Source organism: Serinibacter salmoneus, from assembly GCF_002563925.1.
Taxonomy (GTDB): Bacteria; Actinomycetota; Actinomycetes; order Actinomycetales; family Beutenbergiaceae; genus Serinibacter; species Serinibacter salmoneus.
The window spans coordinates 650,572-673,869 of sequence record NZ_PDJD01000001.1 but is presented as its reverse complement, the minus strand read 5'-3'; the positions used below and the strand labels follow the sequence as shown (position 1 = coordinate 673,869).

Below are 23,298 nucleotides of genomic sequence, written 5' to 3'. Positions count from 1 at the left end.
AGCACGCTCGGCGAGGAAGGGGCCGCGCAACACCACGCTCGATGCAGAGGTGGGCGCGCGGCGGGGTGCCGCGCGCCCAGCCCCAGCCCCAGCCCTCAGTGGGCGAAGTGGCGCGTCCCGGTCAGGTACATCGTCACGCCGGCGGCGGCCGCGGCCTCGATCACCTCGGCGTCGCGCACCGAGCCCCCGGGCTGCACGATCGCGCGCACGCCGGCGTCGATGAGCACCTGGGCGCCGTCGGCGAACGGGAAGAACGCGTCCGAGGCCGCCACGGCGCCCCGCGCCCGCTCGGCGCCGTGCGCGTTCGCGCGCTCCACCGCCAGGCGGCAGGAGTCCACCCGGTTCACCTGGCCCATCCCCACGCCCACGGACGCCCCGCCGGAGGCGAGCAGGATCGCGTTGGACTTCACCGCGCGCACCGCGCGCCAGGCGAACGCGAGGTCCGCGAGCGTCGCCTCGTCCGCGGCCTCGCCGGTCGCCAGGGTCCAGTGGCGCGGGTCGTCCCCGCCGCTGGTGCCGGCCTCGCCGGCGACCTCGGCGTCGACCATGTCGCGCTGCTGCACGAGCAGTCCGCCGGAGATCGGGCGGGTCTCCAGACCCGGCACGGGAGCCCCGGGCACGGTGAGCAGCCGGATGTTCTTCTTGCGGGTGAGGATCTCCAACGCCTCCGGGACGAACGACGGCGCGAGCACCACCTCGGTGAAGACCTCCGCCACGCGCTCGGCCATCGCGGCGGTGACCTCGCGGTTGGTGGCGATCACGCCGCCGAACGCGGAGACCGGGTCGCAGGCGTGCGCCGCGGCGTACACCTCGGCGATGTCGGCCTCGACCCTGTCCGCCTGGCTCGCGGGCGCCGCGGCGATCCCGCACGGGTTCGCGTGCTTGATGATCGCCACCGCGGGGGTGTCGTGGTCGTGCGCGGCGCGCCACGCGGCGTCGGAGTCGACGTAGTTGTTGTAGCTCATCTCCTTGCCGTGCAGCTGCTCGGCCTGGGCGAGGCCCGGGGCGGCCTCGTGCGAGACGTACAGCGCGGCGCCCTGGTGCGGGTTCTCCCCATAGCGCAGCACCGCGGCCCGCTCCCAGGTGGCACCCGCCCAGGCGGGGAAGCCGGAGGCGACGGGACCGCCCTGGTCGGCCACGCCGTCGTCCGTGATGATCCCTCCCATCCAGGAGGCCACGGCGACGTCGTAGCTCGCGGTGTGCCGGAACGCCTCAGCGGCGAGTTGGCGGCGCTGGGCGAAGGAGAAACCGCCGGCGCTCACGGCGGCGGCGACGGCCTCGTAGCCGCTGGGATCCACCACCACGGCCACCGCGGCGTGGTTCTTCGCGGCGGCGCGCACCATGGAGGGCCCGCCGATGTCGATCAGCTCGATGCACTGGTCCTCATCGGCCCCGGAAGCCACCGTGTCGGTGAAGGGGTAGAGGTTGACCACCACGAGGTCGAACGGCTCGATGCCGTGCTCGGCGAGAGTGGCCATGTGCTCGGGCACGCGACGGTCGGCGAGGATGCCGCCGTGCACGCGCGGGTGCAGGGTCTTGACCCGACCGTCGAGCATCTCGGGGAAGTCGGTGACCTCCTCCACGCCGGTCACGGGGATGCCGGCCTCGGCGATGGTGCGGGCGGTGGACCCGGTGGAGACGATCTCCACGCCGGCGGCGTGCAGGGCGGTGGCGAGCTCGGTCAGGCCGGTCTTGTCGTAGACGGAGACCAGCGCGCGGCGCACGGCGATGACGTCGGGGGTCGGGTTGGCGGGGGTGGCAGCGTGTGCCATGGGGCTCCTTGGTGATCGGATCCCACGCGCCCAGGCGATCGGCGCACGAGGTGACGGTCAGGCACCAGGCCGCTCCCCGGTGGTTCTCCACCCTGTCGCAGTGACGGCTCGCCAGTCACGGCCCGGGACGAGTCTAGTCGCCGGACCGACCGGTCACACCAGGATCAGGCCGGCGTCAGGCCAGGCCGGCGTCAGGCGAGGCCCCCGGTCAGGCCAGGCCGCCGTGGGGGTGCGGAGCGCCGATGGTCACCCGTCGATCGCGCACCACCCAGCCATGCCGCGCCATACGCCCGACCACGTCCACGAGCTGGGCGCGTTCGGCCACCTTGATGCGCTCGGTGAGGGTCTCCACATCGTCCTCGTCCAGCACCGGCACCGCCGTCTGGGCGATGATCGGGCCGGCGTCCACACCGGCGTCCACCACGAACAGGGTCGCCCCAGCCACCTTCACCCCGTGGGCCAGCGCATCCGCCGGTGCCTGCATCCCGGGAAAGGCCGGCAGCAGGGAGTTGTGGGTGTTGAGGTAGCGGCCGCCGAACTGCGCCAGGAACGCGGCGCCGACGAGTTTGAGGAACCCGGCGGAGATGACCAGGTCCGGGCGGTACTCGGAGACCTGCTCGGTGAGCGCCTCGTCCCACTCGGTGCGCTCCGCGAAGTCCCCGACCCTGGTGACGAAGGTGGGGATGCCGCGCTCCTGCGCGAGGGCGAGGCCACCGGCAGTGAAGCGGTCGGCGCCCACGGCCACCACCTGGGCGCCGTAGCCGGGTTCCTCGCACGCGGCGAGCAGCGCGGCCAGATTGGAGCCGCCGCCGGAGATCAGCACCACCAGGCGAGCGCCGTGCGCGGCGTCGTGCGGCTGTGGGTCGGGAACGAGGGCGGGGGCGTCGTCGCGGGTCACGGGGCCACCGTAGCGCGCGGCCGGATCAGCGGCGGGCGTCGCGAAGGCTGCGCAGTGGGTGACGGACCGCGCGCAGCACACCGCGGGCGGCGGAGTCGGCGCCGAGATGACGATCGAGCACCTCTCGCGCTCGCTCCGGCACGCCCCAGCGCTGCAAGCCGAGGGAGACCGCCAACGCCAGACCCGCACCCAGCACGCCCACCACCAGAGCGGCGAGGGCGACCTCGGAGGCCGCCGTACCCACATCGCTCAGCGGTCCGACGCTCGCCCCCTCGCTCCACCCGCCGCTCAACCAGGCCAGTCCGGTCATGCCGAGCACGAATCCGGCCAGAGCCGTGCCGCCGGTGATCGCCCGGTCGAGCCAGGTGTGCGCGGCGCACAACGCCGGGACGAGGAGTGCGGCCACGACCAGCAACGGCACCGCCGCGACGATCAGGCCGTGGGCGTCCTGCTCGTTCGGGAAGGCGGCGAAGATCGGCAGCACGGGCAGCGGGCCGACCACCACCTCCAGGGGCGAGGCCTGCGCGAGGCCGATGTGGAACCCGGGCGTCAGGAAGAAGGCCGCTGCCCAGACCCCGAAGGTCGGCAGCAGCGCGAGTTCGGCCAGCACGAGCAGGGAACCCGAGAGGACGTCGGCTCGCAGCGCCTGGTGGATCTCGACCGTGGCGGCGAGGTCCCGCAGGATCGCGTACAGCACGGCGGCCACCCCCAGGGCCACCAGGGCGATCAGCGTGCGGGAGGCCGCGCGCAGGCCACGGTGCACGGTGACCGGACCAGGCATGCTCACCCACGGCAGCGCGAACCATGCCCGCGCGACGCCGAGACCGAGCAGGGCGAGTGCGATCAGCGTGCCCCGTACCGTGGGCGAGGCACCGACCGAGAGATACCCCACCACGAGTCCGAGCGCCATCACACCCCCGGTGATCGCCGCGGCCCAGGCGTGGAGGAGTTCAGCTCGCCGAAGGGCGCCGCCGATGAGCGCGAAGGCGATCAGTGGCAGCACCAGCGGGACCAGGGTCACGGGGGCGGAGTCGGACACGGGGAAGGGTTCACCCCAGCCGAGCAGCCACGCCCGGGTGCCCTGCGCCGTCGCATCCGCCCAACTGGACTCCCCCAGCACCGGGGAGGCAACGGTCGCGACATAGGTCGCCACGACGGGCACGACGGCGATCAACCAGGACAGCAGCACCGTCTCCAGCCCGGCGCGCACCGCGCGCCAGACCTCGCGCAGCGTGCCACTCGGTTCCGCTGCCCCGGGCTCGATCAGCCCGAACCGGCGGGTGGCACGGTGCTCGCTCGAGCCTCCGGGAAGGTCCAGCGGTTGCGGCTCACGCTCCAGGGTCGCGACGGCGCGGCTCACCTGGCGCCGCGGCGTGGCCCGCTCCCGCGGGGAGGAGTCGGAGGGCGCTTGCGCCCCCGGCGCGCTCGCCTGCGCGGAGCCGGGCGAAGGCCGGGCGCTCGGGCGCTGCACGGCGCGTGGGGCGGGTGGTCTGGGCACCGCTCCATGGTGCCGCGCCGCGCACGCCAACCCACGACTGCCACGCCGGGGCAGCCAGAGGCGGCCGGTCGCACACGCCTCTCGCACCTGGATGCGCGACGGCGCCGCCTCCTACTCCAGGAGGCGGCGCCGTCGGTCGGACTGCCGTTCAGGCCGCGCTGCGGGGCGACCTCAGCCGAGCAGGTCGCGCGCGAGCTGGGCGGTCTCGCTCGGCGTGGTGCCGACCTTGACGCCCGCGGCCTCGAGGGCCTCCTTCTTGGCGGCGGCGGTGCCCGCGGAGCCTGAGACGATCGCGCCGGCGTGGCCCATCGTCTTGCCCTCCGGGGCGGTGAAGCCCGCCACGTAGCCGACGACCGGCTTGGTGACGTGCGCCTTGATGTAGTCCGCCGCGCGCTCCTCGGCGTCGCCGCCGATCTCACCGATCATCACGATGACCTCGGTCTCCGGGTCCTGCTCGAAGGCCTCGAGGGCGTCGATGTGGGTGGTGCCGATGACCGGGTCGCCGCCGATGCCGATGGCGGTGGAGAAACCGTACTCGCGCAGCTCGTACATCATCTGGTAGGTCAGCGTGCCGGACTTGGAGACCAGCCCCACCTTGCCCGGGCCGGTGATGTTCGCCGGGATGATGCCGACGTTGGCCTTGCCGGGGCTGATGATGCCGGGGCAGTTCGGGCCGATGAGGCGCACGCCCTTGGCGGCCGCGAGGGCGTAGAACTCCGCGGAGTCGGCCACCGGGATGCCCTCGGTGATGATGACCGTGAGCGGCATGCCCGCCTCGATCGACTCCACCACGGCGGACTTCGTGTACGCCGGGGGAACGAAGATCACCGAGACGTCGGCGCCGGTCTCCGCCATGGCGTCGGCGACAGAGCCGAACACCGGCACGGAGGTGCCGTCGAAGTCCACGGAGGTGCCGGCCTTGCGCGGGTTCACGCCGCCGACGATCGTGGTGCCGGAGGCGAGCATGCGCGTGGTGTGCTTCATGCCCTCCGAACCGGTCATGCCCTGGACGATGACGCGTGAGTCGGCGTCAATGAAGATCGACATGTATCTGCTTCCTTGTCTGGCTGTCTCGGGCGATCAGGCGTTGGCCAGCTCGGCGGCCTTGTCCGCCCCACCGTCCATGGTGTCGGCAAGGGTGACGAGGGGGTGCGCGGCCTCGGCGAGGATGCGGCGGCCCTCCTCCACGTTGTTGCCGTCCAGGCGGACCACGAGCGGCTTGGTGGCCTCGTCACCGAGGATCTCCAGGGCCGCCACGATGCCGTTGGCCACGGCGTCGCACGCGGTGATGCCGCCGAACACGTTGACGAACACGCTCTTGACCTGGGCGTCGCCGAGGATCACGTCCAGGCCGGCGGCCATCACCTCGGCGGACGCACCGCCGCCGATGTCGAGGAAGTTCGCCGGGGTCACGCCGCCGTGCTTCTCACCGGCCAGGGCCACGACGTCGAGCGTGGACATGACCAGCCCCGCGCCGTTGCCGATGATGCCCACGGAGCCGTCGAGCTTGACGTAGTTGAGGTCGTTCTCCTTGGCCTTCGCCTCCAGCGGGTCCACCGCGGCGGCGTCCTCCAGGTCGGCGTGGTCGGGGTGGCGGAAGTCGGCGTTGGCGTCCAGCGTGACCTTGCCGTCCAGGGCGATGACGCGGCCGTCGCCGGTCTTCACCAGCGGGTTGACCTCCACCAGGGTGGCGTCCTCGCCGGTGTACACGCCGTACAGCTTCACCATGACGTCCGCGACCTTCTCGGCCAGGTCACCCTCGAACCCCGCGGCGGCGGCGATCTCGGCGGCCTTGGCCGCGTCGATGCCGGTGGTCGGGTCGACAGCGATGCGCGCCAGCGCCTCCGGGCGCTCGACGGCGAGCTGCTCGATCTCGACGCCGCCCTCCTTCGAGGCCATCGCCAGGTAGGAGCGGTTCGCGCGGTCCAGCAGCACCGAGAAGTAGTACTCCTCGGCGATGTCGGCACCCTCGGCGATCATCACGCGGTGCACGGTGTGCCCCTTGATGTCCATCCCGAGGATCTCACTGGCACGGTCGAACGCCTCCTGGGGGCTCTTGGCGAGCTTCACGCCGCCGGCCTTCCCGCGTCCGCCGGTCTTCACCTGAGCCTTCACCACGACCACGCCGCCGCCCAGCTCCTCGGCGGCCGCCTTGGCCTCCTCGGGGGTGGTGGCGACGATCCCGCGCAGCACGGGCACACCGTGCTTCTCGAAGACGTCGCGTGCCTGGTACTCGAACAGGTCCACAGAGGTCCTTTCGTACGCGCCCGTCCGGGGCGCTCGGCGCCGAGTTGTCTCGACGTAGAGACATCGTGACCCAGCCTAGGGGATGTGGCGGGAATCCGGGCAGTCGCGCGGCGCATGTCACATCGGCGCGCAGCGCACGGCCCTCGCCTCTTACGCGGGCGAGAACCAGTGAACGCCGGGGAACCGACCGAAGTCGGAGTCGAAGGTGACCACGCGCGCCCCCCACTGCACGGCAAGCGCCGCGAGGTGTGCGTCGTTGACGAGGTTGCCACCCCTGCCACCGGTGGCCGCGAGAAGGTCGGTCAGCCGCCGCACGTGGCGAGTGTCGGGCTCAGGGGCGACCACGTTGTCGCATCCCAGCCACCCCTCGACGATCCCGAGCGCCGTCTCCGGCGTGAGTGGGCGCTCGAAGATCCGCGGATGGGTCGTGAGCCGCACGAAAGCGAGGAGGCTGACCCACGGCATCAGCACGGTCTGGGTGCCCGCGAGCGCCTCGTCGATCCACGACTTCGCCCGGGAGTGGTGGGTGGAGGCTGTGTCGACGGCGTAGATCAGGACGTTGGCATCGACCAGGCTCGGGGCGCCGCCTGCGGTGCGCTGAGTCACTTCCCGACCTCACGGCGCCTCAGGAGCTCATCGTCCTCGAGATCCGCCGCCACGGACAGCGCGCGATCCAGCGGCACCCGGGCGCCGCCGAGGTCGTGGGTCGGCGTGACGTGGCCGGCAGCCCTGGCCGGGCGGAGCCCATCGAGGATGGCCTGGTTGATGGCGTCCTTGAAGGACAGGCCGCGTTCCCGCATCACCTGACGAATCAGGATCTCGGCCTCGGGCTCCAGGGTCACCGTCGTGCGCATGGTGCATCATAGCATCACACACATTGATGCGGTGATGCCTGAATGCCTACGTCCGGATCTCGATCTCGTGAACCCCGCATTCCTGGCGGAGGCTCCGTGTCAGAGTTTGGAGACCGGGGAGTAGCGCAGCAGCAGGCGCTTGGTGCCGGCGCTGCCGAAGTCGATCTTCGCGACGCTGGAGGATCCCGCGCCCTCCACGGCCACCACGGTGCCCATGCCGTAGGAGTCGTGGTTGACCCGGTCGCCGATCGCGAGGGAGGGGACGTCGGCCGCGCCGCTCTTGCCGCGCGCTCCCCCGCCGCCGGTGCCGCCACCGCTGCCGACCCCCGTGCGAGGACCGGTGGAGCCCCGCCGACCGGAGCCGTAACCACCAGACCCGTAGCCACCTGACCCGTAGCCACCTGCGCCGGTGCCACGTCCACTACTGCCGCGCCCGCCGGACCCGGACCCGTAGACGTACCCGCCGTCGGTGTCGTCGGTCTCGTAGCCGCCGTACCCACCGCCGGACCGGTAGCCGCCGCCACGTCCGTACCCGGAGCCGTACCCGCCGCCCCAGCCGCCGCGCATCGCCTCGGTCGCGGACTCCTCCCGCCGCCAGTCCATGACGTCGGCCGGGATGTCGTCCAGGAATCGGGAGGCCGGCATCTGGTTCGGCATGCCGTAGGAAGTGCGCAGCGCCGCACGGGTGAGGTAGAGCCGCTCCCGCGCGCGGGTCAGCGCCACGTAGGCCAGGCGCCGCTCCTCGCTGAGCTCGCTGGTGTCGGCCAGCGAGCGCTGGTGCGGGAAGGTGCCGTCCTCCAGGCCGGTGACGAACACGACCGGGAACTCCAGTCCCTTAGCCGTGTGGACCGTCATCATCGTCACGACCCCACCACCATCGTGCTCGGGGATCTGGTCGGCGTCCGCCACCAGCGCAACCCGCTCGAGGAAGTCCGCGAGGTCGCCCTCGGGTTCACCCTCGCTGAACTCCGCCGCCACCGCGTGCAGTTCCGCGAGGTTCTCCACCCGGGAGGCGTCCTGCGGGTCGTCGGAGGCGCGCAGCTCGGCGAGGTACCCGGAACGATCCAGCGCGGCATCGAGGATCTCCGCCGGGGTGGCCCCCGAAGCGGCGAGCTCGCGCAGCCCGAACATCAGTTCCGCGAAGCCGCCGACGGCGCCCGAGGCGCGGGCGGGCATCCCGATCTCCTCGTAGCGCTCCAGGGCGGCGCCGAAGGAGATCCGCTCCCGTTCGGCGAACCACGCGATCGCGCCCTCGGTGCGGTCCCCGATGGCGCGCTTGGGCACGTTGAGGATGCGGCGCAGGTTCACCGCGTCGTCGGGGTTCGCGATCGCCCGCAGGTAGGCGATCGCGTCCTTGACCTCCTTGCGCTCGTAGAAGCGCGTGCCGCCGACCACCTTGTAGGGGATGCCAGTGCGGATCAGCACCTCCTCCAGCGCGCGGGACTGGGCGTTGGTGCGATAGAAGATCGCGACGTCGCCGGGCTTGACGCCCTCGTTGTCCCCGAGGGAGTCGATCTCCTCGGCCACGAACCGGGCCTCGTCGTGGTCGGAGTCCGCCACGTACCCGATCACCTTCGCGCCCGCGCCCTGCGCGGTCCACAGGTTCTTCTTGCGCCGGTCGGGGTTGCGCGCGATCACCGCGTTGGCGGCGGAAAGGATGTTCTGGGTGGAGCGGTAGTTCTGCTCCAGCAGGATGGTGCGCGCCTGCGGGTAGTCCTCCTCGAACTCCAGGATGTTGCGGATCGTGGCGCCTCGGAAGGCGTAGATCGACTGGTCGGCGTCGCCCACCACGGTGAGTTGCCCCGGCGGCACCCGGCCGACGCTGCCCGCGGAACCGGCGGCGCCCTGAGCAGCCCCGCCCGGGGCGCCGGCAGGATCGTCTCCGGCGGCGCCGTCGACCGCCTCGTCCCAGGTGGCCAGCCGACCCTCCACACTCTCCGGGTTCGCCACCCCCGCGAGTTCCTTCACCAGCACGTACTGGGCGTGGTTGGTGTCCTGGTACTCATCCACCAGCACGTGGCGGAATCGGCGCCGGTAGTTCTCCGCAATCGCGGGGAAGGCGCGCAGCAGGTGCACGGTGGTGGCGATGAGGTCGTCGAAGTCCAGCGCGTGGGCCTGCCGCAGCCGCTCCTGGTAGGCACGGTAGGCGGCGGCGAGCGCCTGATCGAAGGAGTTGGACTCCGTGACGGTACGGGCGAAGTCGTCCGCGTCTATCAGCTCGTTCTTCAGGTCGGAGACCTTGTTGCTGATCGCCTTCGGCGGCACCTTCTTCGGGTCGAGGTTGAGTTCCTTGCACACCAGCTGCATGAGCCGCTGGGAGTCCGCCGCGTCATAGATGGAGAAGGAGGACCGCAGCCCGAGCGCCTTGTGCTCGCGCCGAAGGATCCGCACGCACGCGGAGTGGAACGTGGAGACCCACATCACCCGGGCGGCGGGGCCGACGAGTTCCTCGACGCGCTCGCGCATCTCCGCCGCGGCCTTGTTGGTGAAGGTGATCGCGAGGATCTCCCCCGGTCGCGCCTCACCGGTGGCCAGCAGGTGCGCGATGCGGTGGGTGAGCACGCGGGTCTTGCCGGAACCCGCCCCGGCGATGATCAGCAGCGGGTCACCGCGGTGGGTGACGGCCTCCTTCTGCTGCGGGTTGAGCCCCTCGAGCAGGTCCTGTGCGGAGCGGCGACGTCCACCACCTCGCGGCGACGCGGCGCCGTCGCCGCCGTCCATACCGGCCTCGCTGCGGGCGAGCGGGCTGATCCCGGGGAGGGTGGCGCCCGCGGCCGTCACCGCGGAGCCGCCCCCGGGCTGGGGGAGGTCGTCGAAGAGCGTCGTCATGATGGGACCAGGGTAGGCGGCGGGTGTGACATCGGCGGCACGCACAGCCGCCAGGCACCGGCTCAGCCGCGCGGCACGCTGCGCGTGACCGTGAAGGTGCCGTTGTCGCCCATCACCTCGGTGGGACCGACCAGGCGGCGCAGTTCCCGCGCCCGGGCCAGGCGGGAGTTGAACACGCACCACAGTTCCCCGCCCGGGGCCAGCACCCGGCCGGCGTCCCGCAGCAGGCCGCGGGCGGCGTCGGGTTCGACCGCCACGCCGGAGTGGAACGGCGGATTGCACACCACGAGGTCCACGCTGCGACTCGGCAGCGTCTCCAGGGCATCCGCGCGCACGGCCTCGACGCGGTCCTCGACCCGGTTGGCCCGCGCCGTCTCCCGGGCGGAGGCCACGGCCCAGGCGGAGATGTCGCTCGCCGTCACGTGCAGGTCGGGTCGGGCGCTCGCGAGGGCGACGGCGAGGATCCCCGTGCCGCAGCCGGCGTCCGCCGCGGTGGCCGCCTCGGGCGCCATCCGGTCGGCGAAGGTGAGCAGGTAACGCGACCCGAGGTCGAGGTCGGTGCCGGCGAAGGCGCCGCCGTGCGCCACCACCTGCAGCCCGAGATGCTCGGCGCGCTGCGGGTAGGTGCCGCGTGGGGCATCGGGGCGGGGGCCGGCGGCGTGCAGCACACGGGACTTCTGCCGGCCGAGGGAGGCGTGAACCTGGGCGAAGGAACGCTCCAGGACGTCGTTCATCCGCCGGGTCAGGTACTTCTCGCGTCCTCCGGCCACCACCCGCACGCCGGGGTCGGCGTGCTGCGCGATGAGTTCGCTGATCTCGGCCAGTTCCGCGAGCGCCCGCGGCAGCCGCATCACCACGAGACGGGCGCCGGACAGGAGATCGGGGCCCACGGCGTCCCCGGTCAGCGCAGCGATCCGCACGCGCTGCGTGAGACCGGCGCGCTGCGCGTTCGCCGCGATCGCGCGCTCACCGAGCACCGAGTCGGTGGCCACCACGACCCCGGCCCCGAGGGCAGCCAGCCCCAGGCTCAGGGCCCCGTGGGTGTCACCGAGCACGACGACGTCGCTCACCCCGGCGTCCCCGGCCGGCTCGGTCACGCCCGCCTGAGCGATGAACGGCGCGGCCTCGTCCAGGATCAGGCGATCGGCGGCGTCGTGCGCCTCGAGGTTCGGCCCCTCCAGATCGGGGCTGCGGCGCAGGGAGGTGAGGAGGTCGGCGAGGTCTTGTGAGGGTCGGGGCACCCAGCCATCCTCCCGCACCTGCCTCCCGCGGCCCGCCTCCCCCGCGTGGCGGAGGCCGCGGGGTGGAGGCGGGATGTCGGCGGGCGCGGCTACCGTGACGCCATGACCTCCACGGCCGATTCCCGTTCGAGCGCTCCCGCGCCCGGATCGGTGGACCCCGCGCCGCCCCTGGATCCGCGCCACGACCCGGAGTCCACCCTGTGGGCACGCCCCGGGCCCACGCCCGAGCAGGCGCGCGCCGATGTCGCGATCGCGGCGGCCTTGTTCGGGGCCGGCGTGCTCTCGCTGGCGCTCGGTCAGGCCATCGGGATGTTCTCCGACCCGGCGCCGCTGCCCCTGGCGGTGGCGATGCTCGCGCTCGCGGTCCTCCCGCTGGCGTGGCGGCGGGTGGCGCCCGCCCCGGTGATGGCCATCGTCGCCGTCGCGATGATCGTGGCCGGGGAGCTCTCAGTGCAGGAGACCATCATCCTCAACATCGCGCTCTTCAGCGCGATCTACACCGTGGGCGCGTGGGAGCGGGACCGACGCCGGGCGCGGTGGTCACGCGTGGCCGTGATCGTGATCATGTTCGCGTGGCTCGTGGTCTCCTTCTTCCGCGCGATCACCGACGCCCCGGACATGGAGGGTCCCGGCCTGGGCGCGCTCTCCCCGTTCGCGGCCGTGCTCATGCAGCAACTCCTGGTGAACGTCCTGTACTTCGCGGGCGCGTACTGGTTCGGGGAGCACTCCTATCGCGCGGCACGGCAACGCGCACTGACGGTGGCGCGCACCCGCGAGCTCGAGCGGCAGCGGGACCTGCTCTCCCGGCAGGCCGTCACGATCGAGCGGCTGCGGATCGCACGCGAACTGCATGACTCGGTGGCCCACCACGTCTCCCTCATCGGCATCCAGGCGGGCGCCGCACGGGTCCTGCTCGACTCCGATGTGGAGCGCGCGCGCGGGCAGCTGGCGGACCTGGAGTCCTCCGCGCGCAGCGCGGTATCGGACCTGTACTCCATGCTCGGCACGCTGCGGGACGAGGACGCCGGCCCCGTGGTCTCCGCGATCCGCCTGACCCAGATCACCGACCTGGTCGCGGAGTCGCAGGCCTCCGGGGTGGTCACGGAGCTGGAGGAGATCGGCGAACCGTCCGCGGTGAGCGATGTGGCACAGCTCGCGCTCTACCGGGTGTGCCAGGAGGCCCTGACGAACGTGCGCAAGCATGGGGGCACCGGCACCCACGCGGTGGTGCGGCTGCGCTGGCTCGAGGACGCGGTGGAACTGGAGGTCTCCGACGACGGCGCGGGCCGCTCCCGCGGATACGCCGGCGGCGCGCAGCTCGGGATCGCAGGAATGCGCGAGCGCATGGCGGCGCTCGGTGGCAGCCTCGAGGCCGGGCCGCGGGAGCGCCGCGGCTTCCTGGTCCGCGCCCGAGTGCCGCGGGACCGAACGGCACTGGATCGAGGGGCACAGCATCGAACGAGCCCGGAGCGAACGAGCCCGGGACCGGGCGTGCCGGACACGCCGCAGGAGGAGTCGGGAAGGATGGCGCCGTGAGCACCCCCGGAGAGTCCGCCGCCATCCGCACCCTGCTCGTGGACGACCACGCGCTGATCCGGCAGGGCATCGCCGTGATCGTGGGCGCCAACCCGGACATCGCGATCATCGGTGAGGCCGAGAGCGGTGAGCGGGCCATCGCGCTCGCGGCCGAACTGCGGCCGGATGTGATCTGCATGGACGTGGAGATGCCCGGGATGGGCGGCATCGCCGCAACCCGGCAGATCGTGGCCGCCGGGCACGCCCGGGTCCTCATCCTCACCACCTTCGAGCGCGAGGACTACCTCGAGGAGGCCCTGATCGCCGGTGCCAGCGGATTCCTGCTGAAGAACTCCCCGCCGGAGCGTCTCGCGGAGGGCATCCGCGCCGTCGCCGCCGGGGACAGCCTGCTCTCCCCCGAGGTGACGATGGCCGTGATCCAGCGGGCCGTGGCCGGTGGTGCACCCCTGCCCGGCCTCGCTCCGGGTGCGGACGTCACCGCCGACCCCGCGGCACCCCGGTCCACCCCGGCACCCGGGCCCGACCCCACCCCCGAGGTGCCGCTTCCGCCCGAGGTCGAACACCTGACCGAGCGCGAGCTGGAGGTGCTGCGCCTGCTCGCCCAGGGACTGTCGAACGACGAGATCGCGAGCACGCTGTTCGTGGGCCGGGCCACGGTGAAGACCCACGTCTCCAACGTCCTGATGAAGCTCGCGCTGCGCGACCGCGTGCAGGCCGTGGCCTACGCCTACCGCCACGGACTGGTGCCGCTCGACTGATCGCGCTAGGCGAGCACCACGTTGTCGCGGAAGACGTTGTGCGGATCCACCTCCCGCTTGAGCGCCAGGAGGCGCGGCAGGTTCGGCCCGAAGGTCTGCGGCTCCCGGCCCGGTTCAGTCTCGAAGGAGTGGTAGTTGCCCACGCCGAACGCCTCCACCGGGGCGAAGGCCGCGTTCAGGGCCGCACGCTCGCTCCCCATGGCCAGCACGGAGAACGCCCCGCGTCGGCCCGCGTACGCCGTCGCGTCCACGGGGACGTCCGCGGCGGCGCCACCCGTGGTGCGGATCTGGAAGAAGTGCACCTGACCGGAGGCGAGGAGGTCCGCCATGGCGGCGGCCGCCTCGGGGGTGATCTCCTCCAGCAGCACCGAGCGAGTGACGGGTGCGCCACGGCCCCGATGCGTCGGCTGGCTCGGCACCACCACACCCGCATACGGCGTGAGGACCACCTGCTGCTGCGCCAGCGGCGCGACATCCGCCAGCGGCTGCAGGTCCGCGAGGATCGCCTCCGGCTCGGACCGGTTCACCACCGTGATGCTCTGGGCCATGGCGTCCTGGCCCGCTCGGGCGCCCTGTGCCAGCAGGAAGGAGGTCACCTCCCGGGGGGCAGCGGCGGCCACCTCACCCCAGCGTTCCAGCAGGTCGGCGGCATCAGGCATCGGGTGCACCAGTATCGCGAGCCCGACGTCGCCGACCTCCTGCGCGCGCATCTCGAAGGCGGTGACGATCCCGAGTGCGGAACCCGCCCCTCGCACGCCCCAGAACAGCTCGGCGTTCTCGCTCGCGCTCGCACGCACCTGTGACCCGTCCGCCAGCACCATCTCCACGGCGGTGATGTGGTCGATCGTCAGGCCGAACTGTCGCCCGAGCAGCCCGATGCCGCCGGCGGTCGCCAGACCACCGACGCCCACGCCGCCGGAGTCGCCGGAACTGATCGCCCAGCCGCGGGGCGCGAGGGCCGCGGCCACCTCCCCCCACTGCGCGCCGGGGCCGATCCGCACAAGCCGCGTGGCGGCGTCGAGTACCTCGATGCTGCGCATCGCGCGCAGGTCGATGACGATCCCGCCGTCGTTCGTGGAGCGGCCGCTCATGCCGTGTCCGGCCGAGCGGATCGACAACGGCATCGCTTCGGGGGCGCCCTGCGCGCGGGCGTAGCGGACCGCGGCGGACACCCCCGCCGCATCCTGGGGACGCAGCACGAGGCCGGGCCGGCCGCCGCGCATGTAGGTGGAGCGCACGGTGCCGTAGCGCGGGTCGCCGGGTTCGATCGGGTCGAGCTCCGAGGGGATTGCGTCATAGTCGATCCCGGGCACGCGCGCCTGGCGCACCGCCAGGGACGGCCGGATCCCGACGGCGATGCCGGCCTGCTCGCGCGCGTCGGCCACCTCGCGGCGCACCCGGTCGGCGTTCTCGGCCCACACCTCCAGCTCCTCCACGCTGGCGGGCGCGATGAGGAACGTGGAGACACCGGCAGCAACCCCGAGCAGCATCGAGACCGGGAGGGAGTTGCCCGCCGAGAATGCGGGTGGCACCAGCACGGTGCCGACGATCTCGCGGGGGTCCCGCCCTGCGGCCACGGCGGCGTCGTCCACCTGCGTGCGGGCGCGCCGCCAGTGCTCCACCAGCGCGGCGATGCCCTCCTCGCCACCCTCGCCGTCCCCGATCGATGCGCCGATGGGCGCCTCGAGGCTCACCCAGGACTGCGCGAGGCGGCCGGCCATCCGCTGCGCGCGGCGGCGCTGCGCCACCAAGCCGAGGCGCAGCGGGTGAGCCGGCGCCGGGCCGCGCGGGGTCCCCGCCACCGTGACGTGCTCACCGCGGAAGCGCAGCTTGCCCGGGTCCCCGGTGTCCCAGATCCCCGTGATCACGCGGAGGGACTCGGCGGCCCGGTCCTCGGCGTGGTGGGGCTGGGGTGGCTCGCTGCTCGCGTCGAGAGGGCCGGGCACACCCGGGTCGAGCGCGAGCTCCAACCGGCCGCCGGAGAGCAGGTCCAGGCTCGCCGCCGCCCGGCCCAGGACGGCGGGGTTGCCCGCGGCCGAGACGATGGCGAGCAGGTCCATCGGGGCTCGCGGACCGGACTCCTCACCTGCCCCCTGGCGGGCGCCGTCGATCGGCGCCCCCGGATCGCCGCCCTCCGCGAGTGCCGACGCGAGATAGGCCAGCGTGGTCCACGCCTCACCGTCCTCACCGTCGCGCGCGGCCAGGAGGTCCACGCCGACCCGCGCAGCGGCCCAGGCGAGCTGCGTGGCCAGGGCAGGATCGTCGTCGGGTAGCAGGAGCCCCAGGCGCAGCGGATGTCCGAGGTCGCGGGGCTGCTCGGGGCTGTGGTCCGCTCCGCGGCTCCCGGGCTGGTCGTTCACGGGCTGGTCGTTCACGAGTGGACCGCCCGGGCAGCGGCCACTTGTTCGCGCGCGAGGGGCGCCACCTGCTGGCCGAAGGCCGCGAGCTGCGCCACGTCGTCGGTCGCGAGGATGAAGGTGTCCACGCCACGCTGCGTCGCGAGGCGCACCACCTCGTCGGCCCAGGCCTCGGGCGGACCGTCGAAGACGCCGGTGCCCTGCTGGGCGAATCGGCCGCCGATGTTGAGCATGCGGCGCACGGCAGCCGGGTCGCGCCCGGCCGCGCGGGCCGCGGTGTCGATGGTGTCGTTGCCCGCGGCGAGCTCGGCCATCGGGTCCTTCAGGTAGGCCATCGAGGGCAGCCAACCGTCGGCCTTGCGGCCCACCAGGCGCAGCATGCGCGGCTTGAGGGCGCCGAGCCAGATCTCCACCGGGTGCGCGGGTGCGGGGCCTCGTCTGGCGCCCTCGACCCGGTGGTACTCCCCACCCGCCACCAGCCGTTCGCGGCTGGAGGTGTCCCACAGCCCGCGGATGATGTCGATGCCCTCCTCCAGCGCGGTAACGCCCTGACCCGGGGTGAGTCGCTCCACCCCCATGCCGGCGATGCCGTCCCAGAACGCGCCGGCGCCCAGGCCCAGTTCCACGCGCCCGCCGGAGAGCAGGTCCAGGCTCGCCACGGCACGCGCCAGCACCGCGGGCGGGCGCAGCGGGAGGTTCAGCACGTTCCCGGACAGGCGGATGGTGCTGGTGCGGGCCGCGACCCAGGACAGCAGGGTCCAGGTGTCCAGGAAGCTGGGCTGGTAGGGGTGGTCCTGGAAGGTCACCAGGTCCAGGCCCACCTCCTCCGCGACGACCGCGCGGTCCACCACGGCCTCCGGGTCGGCGTTGCTGGGGGTGAGGAATGCACCGAAAGTCAGGTCACGCCCGTAGTCCATGTGCATGACAACGCATGGATCGCGCGGCGCATTCCGCCCCGAGTCGCCGGGCAGCTGCAGTACCCAGTCCGCGAGGGACGACGAAACCCGCGAGCGACGACCCCGGGCGCACCATCTCGCGCACGTCGTCGTCGCTCACGCCCGCACGCGCTACTCTCAGGGCGCGTGGGACTCCAGGAACTCGTACACCTCGGTGGTGTCCACGCCGGGGAAGGATCCGGTGGGCAGCGCCGCGAGCAGGCTGGTGGGGGTGCGCACCGAGGGCCAGGCGGCGTCCGACCAACGCGCCGCCAGCGCCTCCGGCGGGCGCCGGCAGCAGGACTCATCCGGGCACCGGGAGGTCGCGCGGTGCGTGGTCTCGCGGCCACGGAACCATTTGACCTCCTCGAAGGGCACCCCCACGGAGACCGAGTACTCCCCCTCCTTGGCCTTCTCCACCCGCGAGGTACACCAGAACGTGCCGGAGGGTGTGTCGGTGTACTGGTACCAGGGGCTGAAGCGGTCGGCGACGTCGAACACGGTGCGCGCCGTCCAGTTCCGGCACACGGTGGTGCCCTCGACCGCGCCGAGCGCATCGGAGGGGAAGCGCACCCGGTCGTTCTCGTAGGCCTTGATGACCGTGCCCGACTCGTGCACCTTCATGAAGTGCACCCGCAGGTCCAGTTGGGTCGTGGCGAGGTTGGTGAAGCGGTGCGCCGCGGTCTCGTAGGAGACCGCGAAGTGGTCGCGCAATTCCTCCATGGAGATCCGCCGCGCCTGCTTGGCCTCCCGCAGGTAGGGCACGGTCACCTTCTGCGGCAGCAGCACCGCGGCCGTGAGGTAGTTCGTCTCCACCCGCTGGCGCAGGAACTCCGCGTAACTGCGCGGCTCGGCGTGACCGAGCACCCGGCCCGCGAGCGCCTGCAGGATCGGGGAGCGGGAGTCGCGTGCGGTGGCGCCGTCGGTGGGCAGGTAGATGCGGCGGTGCTTGGCGTCGGTCACCGAGCGGGTGGAGTGCGGCAGGTCGCCCACGTAGTGCAGCGTGTAGCCGAGGCGCGTGGCGATGTCGGCCACCATCTGGTGACTCACCGGGCCCCCGGCGTGCCCGACGGCGTCCAGCAGCTCTCCCGCCGTGGCCTCCATCGCGGGCAGGTAGTTGTCCGCCTCGCGCATCTCCCAGCGCAGCACCGCGTTCGCGCGGCGCGCCTCCTCCGGGGTCGCGGCGCGTTCGGAGTGCAGGTGGAGGATCTCGTCGTGCAGGGCCAGCAGCGCGGTGAGCACCTCATCGCTCGTGCCCTTGGAGATCCGGAACGGCTCGAGGCCGAGGGAGGTGAACACCCCGCCGCGCTGCGCGCGCTCCACCTCGATCTCGAGCCGCGCGCGGGCATTGGGCGCGTCGGTGCGCATCAGGTCCTCCACGCTGGTGCCCACCGCGCGGGCGATCGCCGCGAGGAGCGTCAGTCGCGGCTCGCGCTTGCCGTTCTCGATCGCGGAGATCTGCGAGGGTGCGCGATCCACGGCCTCGGCCAGGCCGCTCAGGGTCATCCCGGCGCGCTGGCGGCGGTCCCGGATCCGGGCGCCGAGCGTGAGGGCGTCCACCACGGCGTCGTCAGCCGCCACGGCGGGGCGCTCGCTCGGGCGGGGCTCGCCGAGGCCGCGCGGCCGGCCCGCGGGTCGGCGTGATGAGGGGTGGTCGTGCGCAGAACTTCCGCGGTCCGCGCGGGGGTGAGCCGTCATGTGACCAGCATCACACGAGGGATCCCTTCTGGCCATCGGAACTTTCGCCGTCGTGCCGGGGCATTTCAGCCCCTTCTGCCCCTGGAGCGGCCCGACAGGCAGACCAGGTGTGAAGTTTCCCCTTCCTTCCACCGGCGCAGATTCCGGCGAACCTTCCCTCCCGGATCCGTCGGGCACCGCCGCCCGGCTCCCCCAGAGTGGAAGCACGCAGCCACCCCCGGCAGCACCGCTCAAGGAGGAGAGAGACCATGACCATCCGCACCGGTGACCAGCAGCAGACCGCCGAGCAGCTCGAGCTCGAGTGGCGCGTCGACCCCCGCTGGGAGGGCGTGCGTCGCGACTACACCGCCCAGCAGGTCATCGACCTGCGCGGCCCGGTCCGGGAGGAGCGCACCCTGGCCGCCCGTGGTGCGCAGCGCCTGTGGGAGCAGATCACCGAGAACACCGGCACGGCGCTGGAACCCGCCGCGGAGCCCACCTGGACCCGGGCGCTGGGTGCCCTGACGGGCAACCAGGCCGTGCAGCAGGTCCGCGCCGGCCTCCAGGCGATCTACCTCTCGGGGTGGCAGGTCGCGGCGGATGCCAACCTGTCCGGTCAGACCTACCCCGACCAGTCCCTCTACCCCGCCAACTCCGTGCCCGCCGTCGTGCGCCGCATCAACAACGCGCTGCTGCGCGCCGGGCAGATCGAGGGCACCCAGGGCACCATCACCGACTGGATGGCCCCGATCGTGGCGGATGCCGAGGCCGGGTTCGGCGGCCCGCTGAACGCCTACGAGCTCATGCACGGCATGATCGAGGCCGGCGCCGCGGGCGTGCACTGGGAGGACCAGCTCGCCTCGGAGAAGAAGTGCGGGCACATGGGCGGCAAGGTCCTCGTCCCCACCAGTCAGCACATCCGCACCCTGAACGCCGCGCGGCTCGCGGCGGACGTGGCGGGCACCCCCACCATCGTCATCGCCCGCACCGATGCGCTGGCCGCCACCCTGCTCACTAGCGACCACGACGAGCGCGACGCCCCGTTCGTGACGGGCGAGCGCACCGCGGAGGGCTTCTACAAGGTGGCGAACGGGCTCGAACCGGTCATCGCCCGCGGCCTGGCGTACGCGGAGTACGCCGACATGCTCTGGGTGGAGTCCGCGACCCCGGACCTGGACCTGGCGCGCCGATTCGCCGAGGCGATCCACGCCCGCTTCCCCGGTAAGCGCCTGGCCTACAACTGCTCGCCGTCCTTCAACTGGAAGCAGCACCTGGACGATGACCAGATCGCCGCGTTCCAGCGCGAGCTGGCCGCGATGGGTTACACGTTCCAGTTCATCACCCTCGCCGGCTTCCACGCCCTGAACCACTCGATGTTCGAGCTGGCACGGGACTACCAGGAGCGGCAGATGTCCGCCTACGTGGAGCTGCAGGAGGCGGAGTTCGCCTCCGAGGCCCACGGCTACACCGCCACACGTCACCAGCGCGAGGTCGGCACCGGCTACTTCGACCAGGTGGCCACCGCCCTCAACCCCACCAGCGAGACCCTCGCCCTCGTCGGCTCCACCGAGTCCGAGCAGTTCCACACCGACCACACGCCCGAGAGCTCGCCGCAGCTGCAGCACTGAGCCTCGGCGACGCAGACACTGGGAAGGACTCCCGCCATGACCATCATGATGGACCGCACCACCACCCCGACGAGCTGGATCACCCGCGTGGAGATCCTCCACGACGACCACGCCGAGGACCTGCTCACCCCCGAGGCGCTGGACTTCATCGCCGCCCTGCACGAGAAGTTCGCCTGCGAACGCGACGCGATCCTCTCCGAGCGGCAGCGCCGCCGCACCGAGGTCGACAACGGCCGCGACCCGCGGTTCGACCCCGAGACGGCCTGGATCCGGGAGGACCCGAGCTGGCAGGTGGCGCCGCCGGCCCCCGGCCTGGAGGACCGCCGCGTGGAGATCACCGGCCCCACCGACCCCAAGATGGCGATCAACGCCCTGAACTCCGGGGCGAACGTGTGGCTCGCCGACCAGGAGGACGCCACGAGCCCCACCTGGCAGAACGTGATCGGCGGGCAGCGCTCACTGCGCGAGGGGATCCGCGGCACCCTCACCTACACCTCCCCCGAGGGCAAGCACTACGCCGTCACGGCCACGGAGACCCCGACGATCGTGATGCGTCCGCGCGGCTGGCACCTGGTGGAGAAGCACGTGCGGCTGTGGAACCGGGAGGGTGATGCCCGCCTGGCCTCCGGGTCACTGGTCGACTTCGCGCTGTACGCCTTCCACAACTCCCGGGCGCTGATCGCGGCCGGTCGCGGGCCGTACTTCTACCTGCCGAAGCTGGAGTCGGCGGCCGAGGCACGGCTGTGGGACCAGGTGTTCACCTTCACCGAGGACCACCTGGGCCTGGAGCACGGCACGATCCGCGCCACCGTGCTGATCGAGACCATCCAGGCCGCGTTCTGCATGGAGGAGATCCTGTACGAGCTGCGCGATCACATCTCGGGGCTGAACGCGGGACGGTGGGACTACCTGTTCTCCATCATCAAGGCGTTCCGCACCCGCGGCGGCCGGTGGGTGCTGCCGGACCGGTCGAACCTCACGATGACCGTGCCGTTCATGCGGGCCTACACCGAGCTGCTGGTGGCCACCTGCCACAAGCGGGGCGCAATGGCCATCGGGGGGATGAGCGCCTTCATCCCCTCGCGCCGGGACCCCGAGATCACCGAGCGGGCCCTGGAGGCGGTCGCCGCGGACAAGCGCCGCGAGGCCACCGACGGGTTCGATGGCACCTGGGTGGCGCACCCGGGGCTGATCGAGACCGCCCGCGCGGAGTTCGACGAGGTGCTCGGCTGGGCGCCCAACCAGATCGGCCGGCAGCGCCCCGATGTCCAGGTGACGCAGGCGGACCTGCTGAACCTGGACTGCCCCGGGGAGATCACCGACGCCGGGGTGCGGCAGAACATCTCCGTGGCCATCCGCTACCTGGACTCCTGGCTGCGGGGCACCGGGGCGGCCGCGCTGGACAACCTCATGGAGGACGCCGCGACGGCGGAGATCGCCCGGGCCCAGCTGTGGCAGTGGCGCACCCAGGAGCGGGCGACGGCGGAGGGTCACCGGATCGACCTGCCCTACCTGGAGGAGGTGCTCACCGAGGTGGCCGGGCAGCTCCCGCGCGGTGAGGGCGACCGGATCGACGACGCGATCGACCTGGTCCGTGAGGTGGCGTTCGGAGAAACCCTCCCGACGTTCCTCACCCTGCCGGCCTACGCCAACTACCTGTAGGCCCGCGAGGCGGTTCTGTCCCCACCGCGAGGCAGTTCTGTCCCCACCGCGAGGCAGTTCTGTCCCCCTCACGGGTCCGGCCTCCACAAGAGGTGCGCACAGACCACGGCGCCCGCCCCTACCCGGGGCGGGCGCCGTCGTCATGCGAGATGGTGCCGGATGATCACGAACGGTGACGCAACGACCTCGCGGATCAGTCCTCGGTGACATCGAGGTGCACCTCGATGTTGCCGCGGGTGGCGTTGGAGTAGGGGCAGACCTGGTGGGCGGCGTCCGCCAGGCCCTGCGCCACCTCGTGCTCAACCCCCGGGATGACGACCTCGAGGGTCACGTCCAGGCCGAACCCGCCGGCGCCGTTGGGGCCGATGCCCACCCGGGCGCCGACAGAGGAGCCCTCGACGTCGACCTTCTGGTTGCGCGCCACGAGCTGCAGCGCCGAGTGGAAGCACGCGGCGTACCCGGCGGCGAAGAGCTGCTCCGGATTGGCGCCCTCCCCGCTGCCGCCCATGGCCGTGGGCACGGCGAGGTCGAGGTCGATCCGCCCGTCGCTGCTGCGGGTGTGGCCGTTGCGGCCGGCGCCCGTGGCGAGCGCCTCTGCGGTGTAGACGATGTCCATGTGGTCTCCTCTCAGTTCTCCGCGGCGGGGGCCGCGGACGTGTGTGGGGCGCTCGTCGCGGGCCGTGGGGCCTCGGCGACGGCAGTCATCGCCTCGGTCAGCAGCCGCAACCGCGAGATGAGCTCGCGCGCCTCGACCTCACCGATGCCCATGTGCCGCCCGACTTCTTCGCCGACCCCGGTCATGTGCTCGCGGATCTCCTCCGCCTCGGGAGTGAGGGCGATCAGCACGGAGCGGGCATCCTCGGGGTTGGGCCGGCGAGCAATCAGCCCACGGTCTCGCAGCCGACGCAGCAATGGGGAGAGCGTGCCGGAGTCCAGTCCAGTCTCCTCCTCCAGCCGCCGCACCGGGCACTCCCCCACCCGCCACAGCACCACGAGCACGAGGTACTGCGGATAGGTCAAGCCCCACGGCCGCAACAGCGCGCGGTAGGCCTGGGTCGTGGCATGGCTCGCCCCGTACATCGCGAAGCAGACGAGATCGTCCAGGGCTGCGGCCACGCCCGCCACCGTACGCGGCATATAGGTTGCGCACAACCATAACGGCGGACCCGGAGCTCCGGCGTGCCTCGGGCCGAGCTCTCCACGCCGCGCCGACCCTTCGCTGGCGGCGGATCGTCCTCGCGCGCGGCGGATACGCGAGACCTCGCCGCCGGGCGCAGCTCGCTGGCCTGCGGGAACGCGCCGGGCCGGCCGACGCGCCGTCACGCAACCGCCGTGCGCGAAGGCGATCCGCCGTGCGCGAAGGGAGCAGCCACCCCGCCCGACGGCGCAGCCCACCGAGCGCCCAG

At 72.5% G+C, this 23,298-nt stretch carries 18 protein-coding genes and 1 riboswitch; of the genes, 4 read left to right on the top strand and 14 right to left on the bottom strand.

All coding sequences use genetic code 11. From position 1 onward, the window contains the following. Window positions 1-95: 95 nt before the first annotated feature. The 9 genes from purH to ATL40_RS02850 all read right to left on the bottom strand — a co-directional run bounded on the left by purH (window position 96) and on the right by ATL40_RS02850 (window position 11,339). Entirely contained in the window at window positions 96-1,772 is a 1,677-nt protein-coding gene (gene purH / locus ATL40_RS02890; RefSeq protein ID WP_098468229.1) for a bifunctional phosphoribosylaminoimidazolecarboxamide formyltransferase/IMP cyclohydrolase, read from the bottom strand. Between the two features lie 21 nt (window positions 1,773-1,793). Beyond that, window positions 1,794-1,901: riboswitch (ZMP/ZTP riboswitch) on the bottom strand. Between the two features lie 79 nt (window positions 1,902-1,980). Then, on the bottom strand, window positions 1,981-2,670 hold the full coding sequence (gene purN / locus ATL40_RS02885; protein ID WP_098470234.1) for a phosphoribosylglycinamide formyltransferase: 690 nt from the start codon (window positions 2,668-2,670) through the stop codon (window positions 1,981-1,983). 25 nt (window positions 2,671-2,695) lie between these two features. After that, complete coding sequence (locus tag ATL40_RS02880; protein WP_143556840.1) at window positions 2,696-4,168, bottom strand: cell division protein PerM; 1,473 nt, start codon at window positions 4,166-4,168, stop codon at window positions 2,696-2,698. 171 nt (window positions 4,169-4,339) lie between these two features. After that, on the bottom strand, window positions 4,340-5,215 hold the full coding sequence (sucD, locus tag ATL40_RS02875; RefSeq protein ID WP_098468227.1) for a succinate--CoA ligase subunit alpha: 876 nt from the start codon (window positions 5,213-5,215) through the stop codon (window positions 4,340-4,342). Between the two features lie 33 nt (window positions 5,216-5,248). Continuing rightward, window positions 5,249-6,415: an ADP-forming succinate--CoA ligase subunit beta gene (gene sucC, locus ATL40_RS02870; RefSeq protein ID WP_098468226.1), complete on the bottom strand. Its 1,167-nt coding sequence runs from the start codon at window positions 6,413-6,415 to the stop codon at window positions 5,249-5,251. Between the two features lie 150 nt (window positions 6,416-6,565). Beyond that, window positions 6,566-7,021 carry a TA system VapC family ribonuclease toxin gene (locus ATL40_RS02865; RefSeq protein WP_245866629.1) on the bottom strand — a complete coding sequence of 152 codons (456 nt, stop codon included), beginning with the start codon at window positions 7,019-7,021 and terminating at the stop codon, window positions 6,566-6,568. Further along, the gene (locus ATL40_RS02860; RefSeq protein ID WP_098468225.1) at window positions 7,018-7,269 is read right to left on the bottom strand and encodes an antitoxin; all 252 of its coding nucleotides are present in this window, start codon (window positions 7,267-7,269) and stop codon (window positions 7,018-7,020) included. The genes ATL40_RS02865 and ATL40_RS02860 overlap by 4 nt, the downstream gene beginning before the upstream one ends. 99 nt (window positions 7,270-7,368) lie before the next feature. Continuing rightward, a complete protein-coding gene (gene pcrA, locus ATL40_RS02855) occupies window positions 7,369-10,098 on the bottom strand; it encodes a DNA helicase PcrA (protein WP_098470232.1) in 2,730 nt (909 codons plus the stop codon). A gap of 62 nt (window positions 10,099-10,160) precedes the next feature. Then, the gene (locus ATL40_RS02850; protein ID WP_098470231.1) at window positions 10,161-11,339 is read right to left on the bottom strand and encodes a class I SAM-dependent methyltransferase; all 1,179 of its coding nucleotides are present in this window, start codon (window positions 11,337-11,339) and stop codon (window positions 10,161-10,163) included. Window positions 11,340-11,441: 102 nt separating this feature from the next. Between ATL40_RS02850 and ATL40_RS02845 the strand changes: the two genes are divergently transcribed. Then, entirely contained in the window at window positions 11,442-12,875 is a 1,434-nt protein-coding gene (locus ATL40_RS02845) for a sensor histidine kinase (RefSeq protein WP_098468224.1), read from the top strand. Next, complete coding sequence (locus tag ATL40_RS02840; protein WP_098468223.1) at window positions 12,872-13,633, top strand: response regulator; 762 nt, start codon at window positions 12,872-12,874, stop codon at window positions 13,631-13,633. The genes ATL40_RS02845 and ATL40_RS02840 overlap by 4 nt, the downstream gene beginning before the upstream one ends. A 5-nt stretch (window positions 13,634-13,638) precedes the next feature. Here the strand turns inward: ATL40_RS02840 and ATL40_RS02835 are convergent, their stop codons facing one another. The 3 genes from ATL40_RS02835 to ATL40_RS02825 form a co-directional block, all read right to left on the bottom strand. Continuing rightward, complete coding sequence (locus ATL40_RS02835; protein WP_211283048.1) at window positions 13,639-16,008, bottom strand: FAD-binding protein; 2,370 nt, start codon at window positions 16,006-16,008, stop codon at window positions 13,639-13,641. Beyond that, a complete protein-coding gene (locus tag ATL40_RS02830; protein ID WP_169925829.1) occupies window positions 16,005-16,913 on the bottom strand; it encodes an LLM class flavin-dependent oxidoreductase in 909 nt (302 codons plus the stop codon). Before ATL40_RS02830 ends, ATL40_RS02835 begins: the two co-directional genes overlap by 4 nt. 150 nt (window positions 16,914-17,063) lie before the next feature. Next, complete coding sequence (locus ATL40_RS02825; protein ID WP_098468221.1) at window positions 17,064-18,623, bottom strand: helix-turn-helix domain-containing protein; 1,560 nt, start codon at window positions 18,621-18,623, stop codon at window positions 17,064-17,066. 248 nt (window positions 18,624-18,871) lie between these two features. Between ATL40_RS02825 and aceA the strand changes: the two genes are divergently transcribed. Continuing rightward, window positions 18,872-20,230 carry an isocitrate lyase gene (aceA, locus tag ATL40_RS02820; RefSeq protein WP_098468220.1) on the top strand — a complete coding sequence of 453 codons (1,359 nt, stop codon included), beginning with the start codon at window positions 18,872-18,874 and terminating at the stop codon, window positions 20,228-20,230. 36 nt (window positions 20,231-20,266) lie between these two features. After that, window positions 20,267-21,892, top strand: coding sequence for a malate synthase A (aceB, locus tag ATL40_RS02815; protein WP_425443344.1), 1,626 nt, complete (start codon window positions 20,267-20,269; stop codon window positions 21,890-21,892). Between the two features lie 193 nt (window positions 21,893-22,085). Here aceB and ATL40_RS02810 read toward each other — a convergent pair whose 3' ends face one another. Together ATL40_RS02810 and ATL40_RS02805 are read right to left on the bottom strand one after the other, a co-directional pair. Continuing rightward, the gene (locus ATL40_RS02810) at window positions 22,086-22,508 is read right to left on the bottom strand and encodes an organic hydroperoxide resistance protein (RefSeq protein WP_098468219.1); all 423 of its coding nucleotides are present in this window, start codon (window positions 22,506-22,508) and stop codon (window positions 22,086-22,088) included. A gap of 11 nt (window positions 22,509-22,519) precedes the next feature. Beyond that, window positions 22,520-23,008 (bottom strand): MarR family winged helix-turn-helix transcriptional regulator, encoded by a 489-nt coding sequence (locus ATL40_RS02805; protein ID WP_245866623.1) that lies wholly within the window; start codon window positions 23,006-23,008, stop codon window positions 22,520-22,522. Window positions 23,009-23,298: the final 290 nt, after the last annotated feature.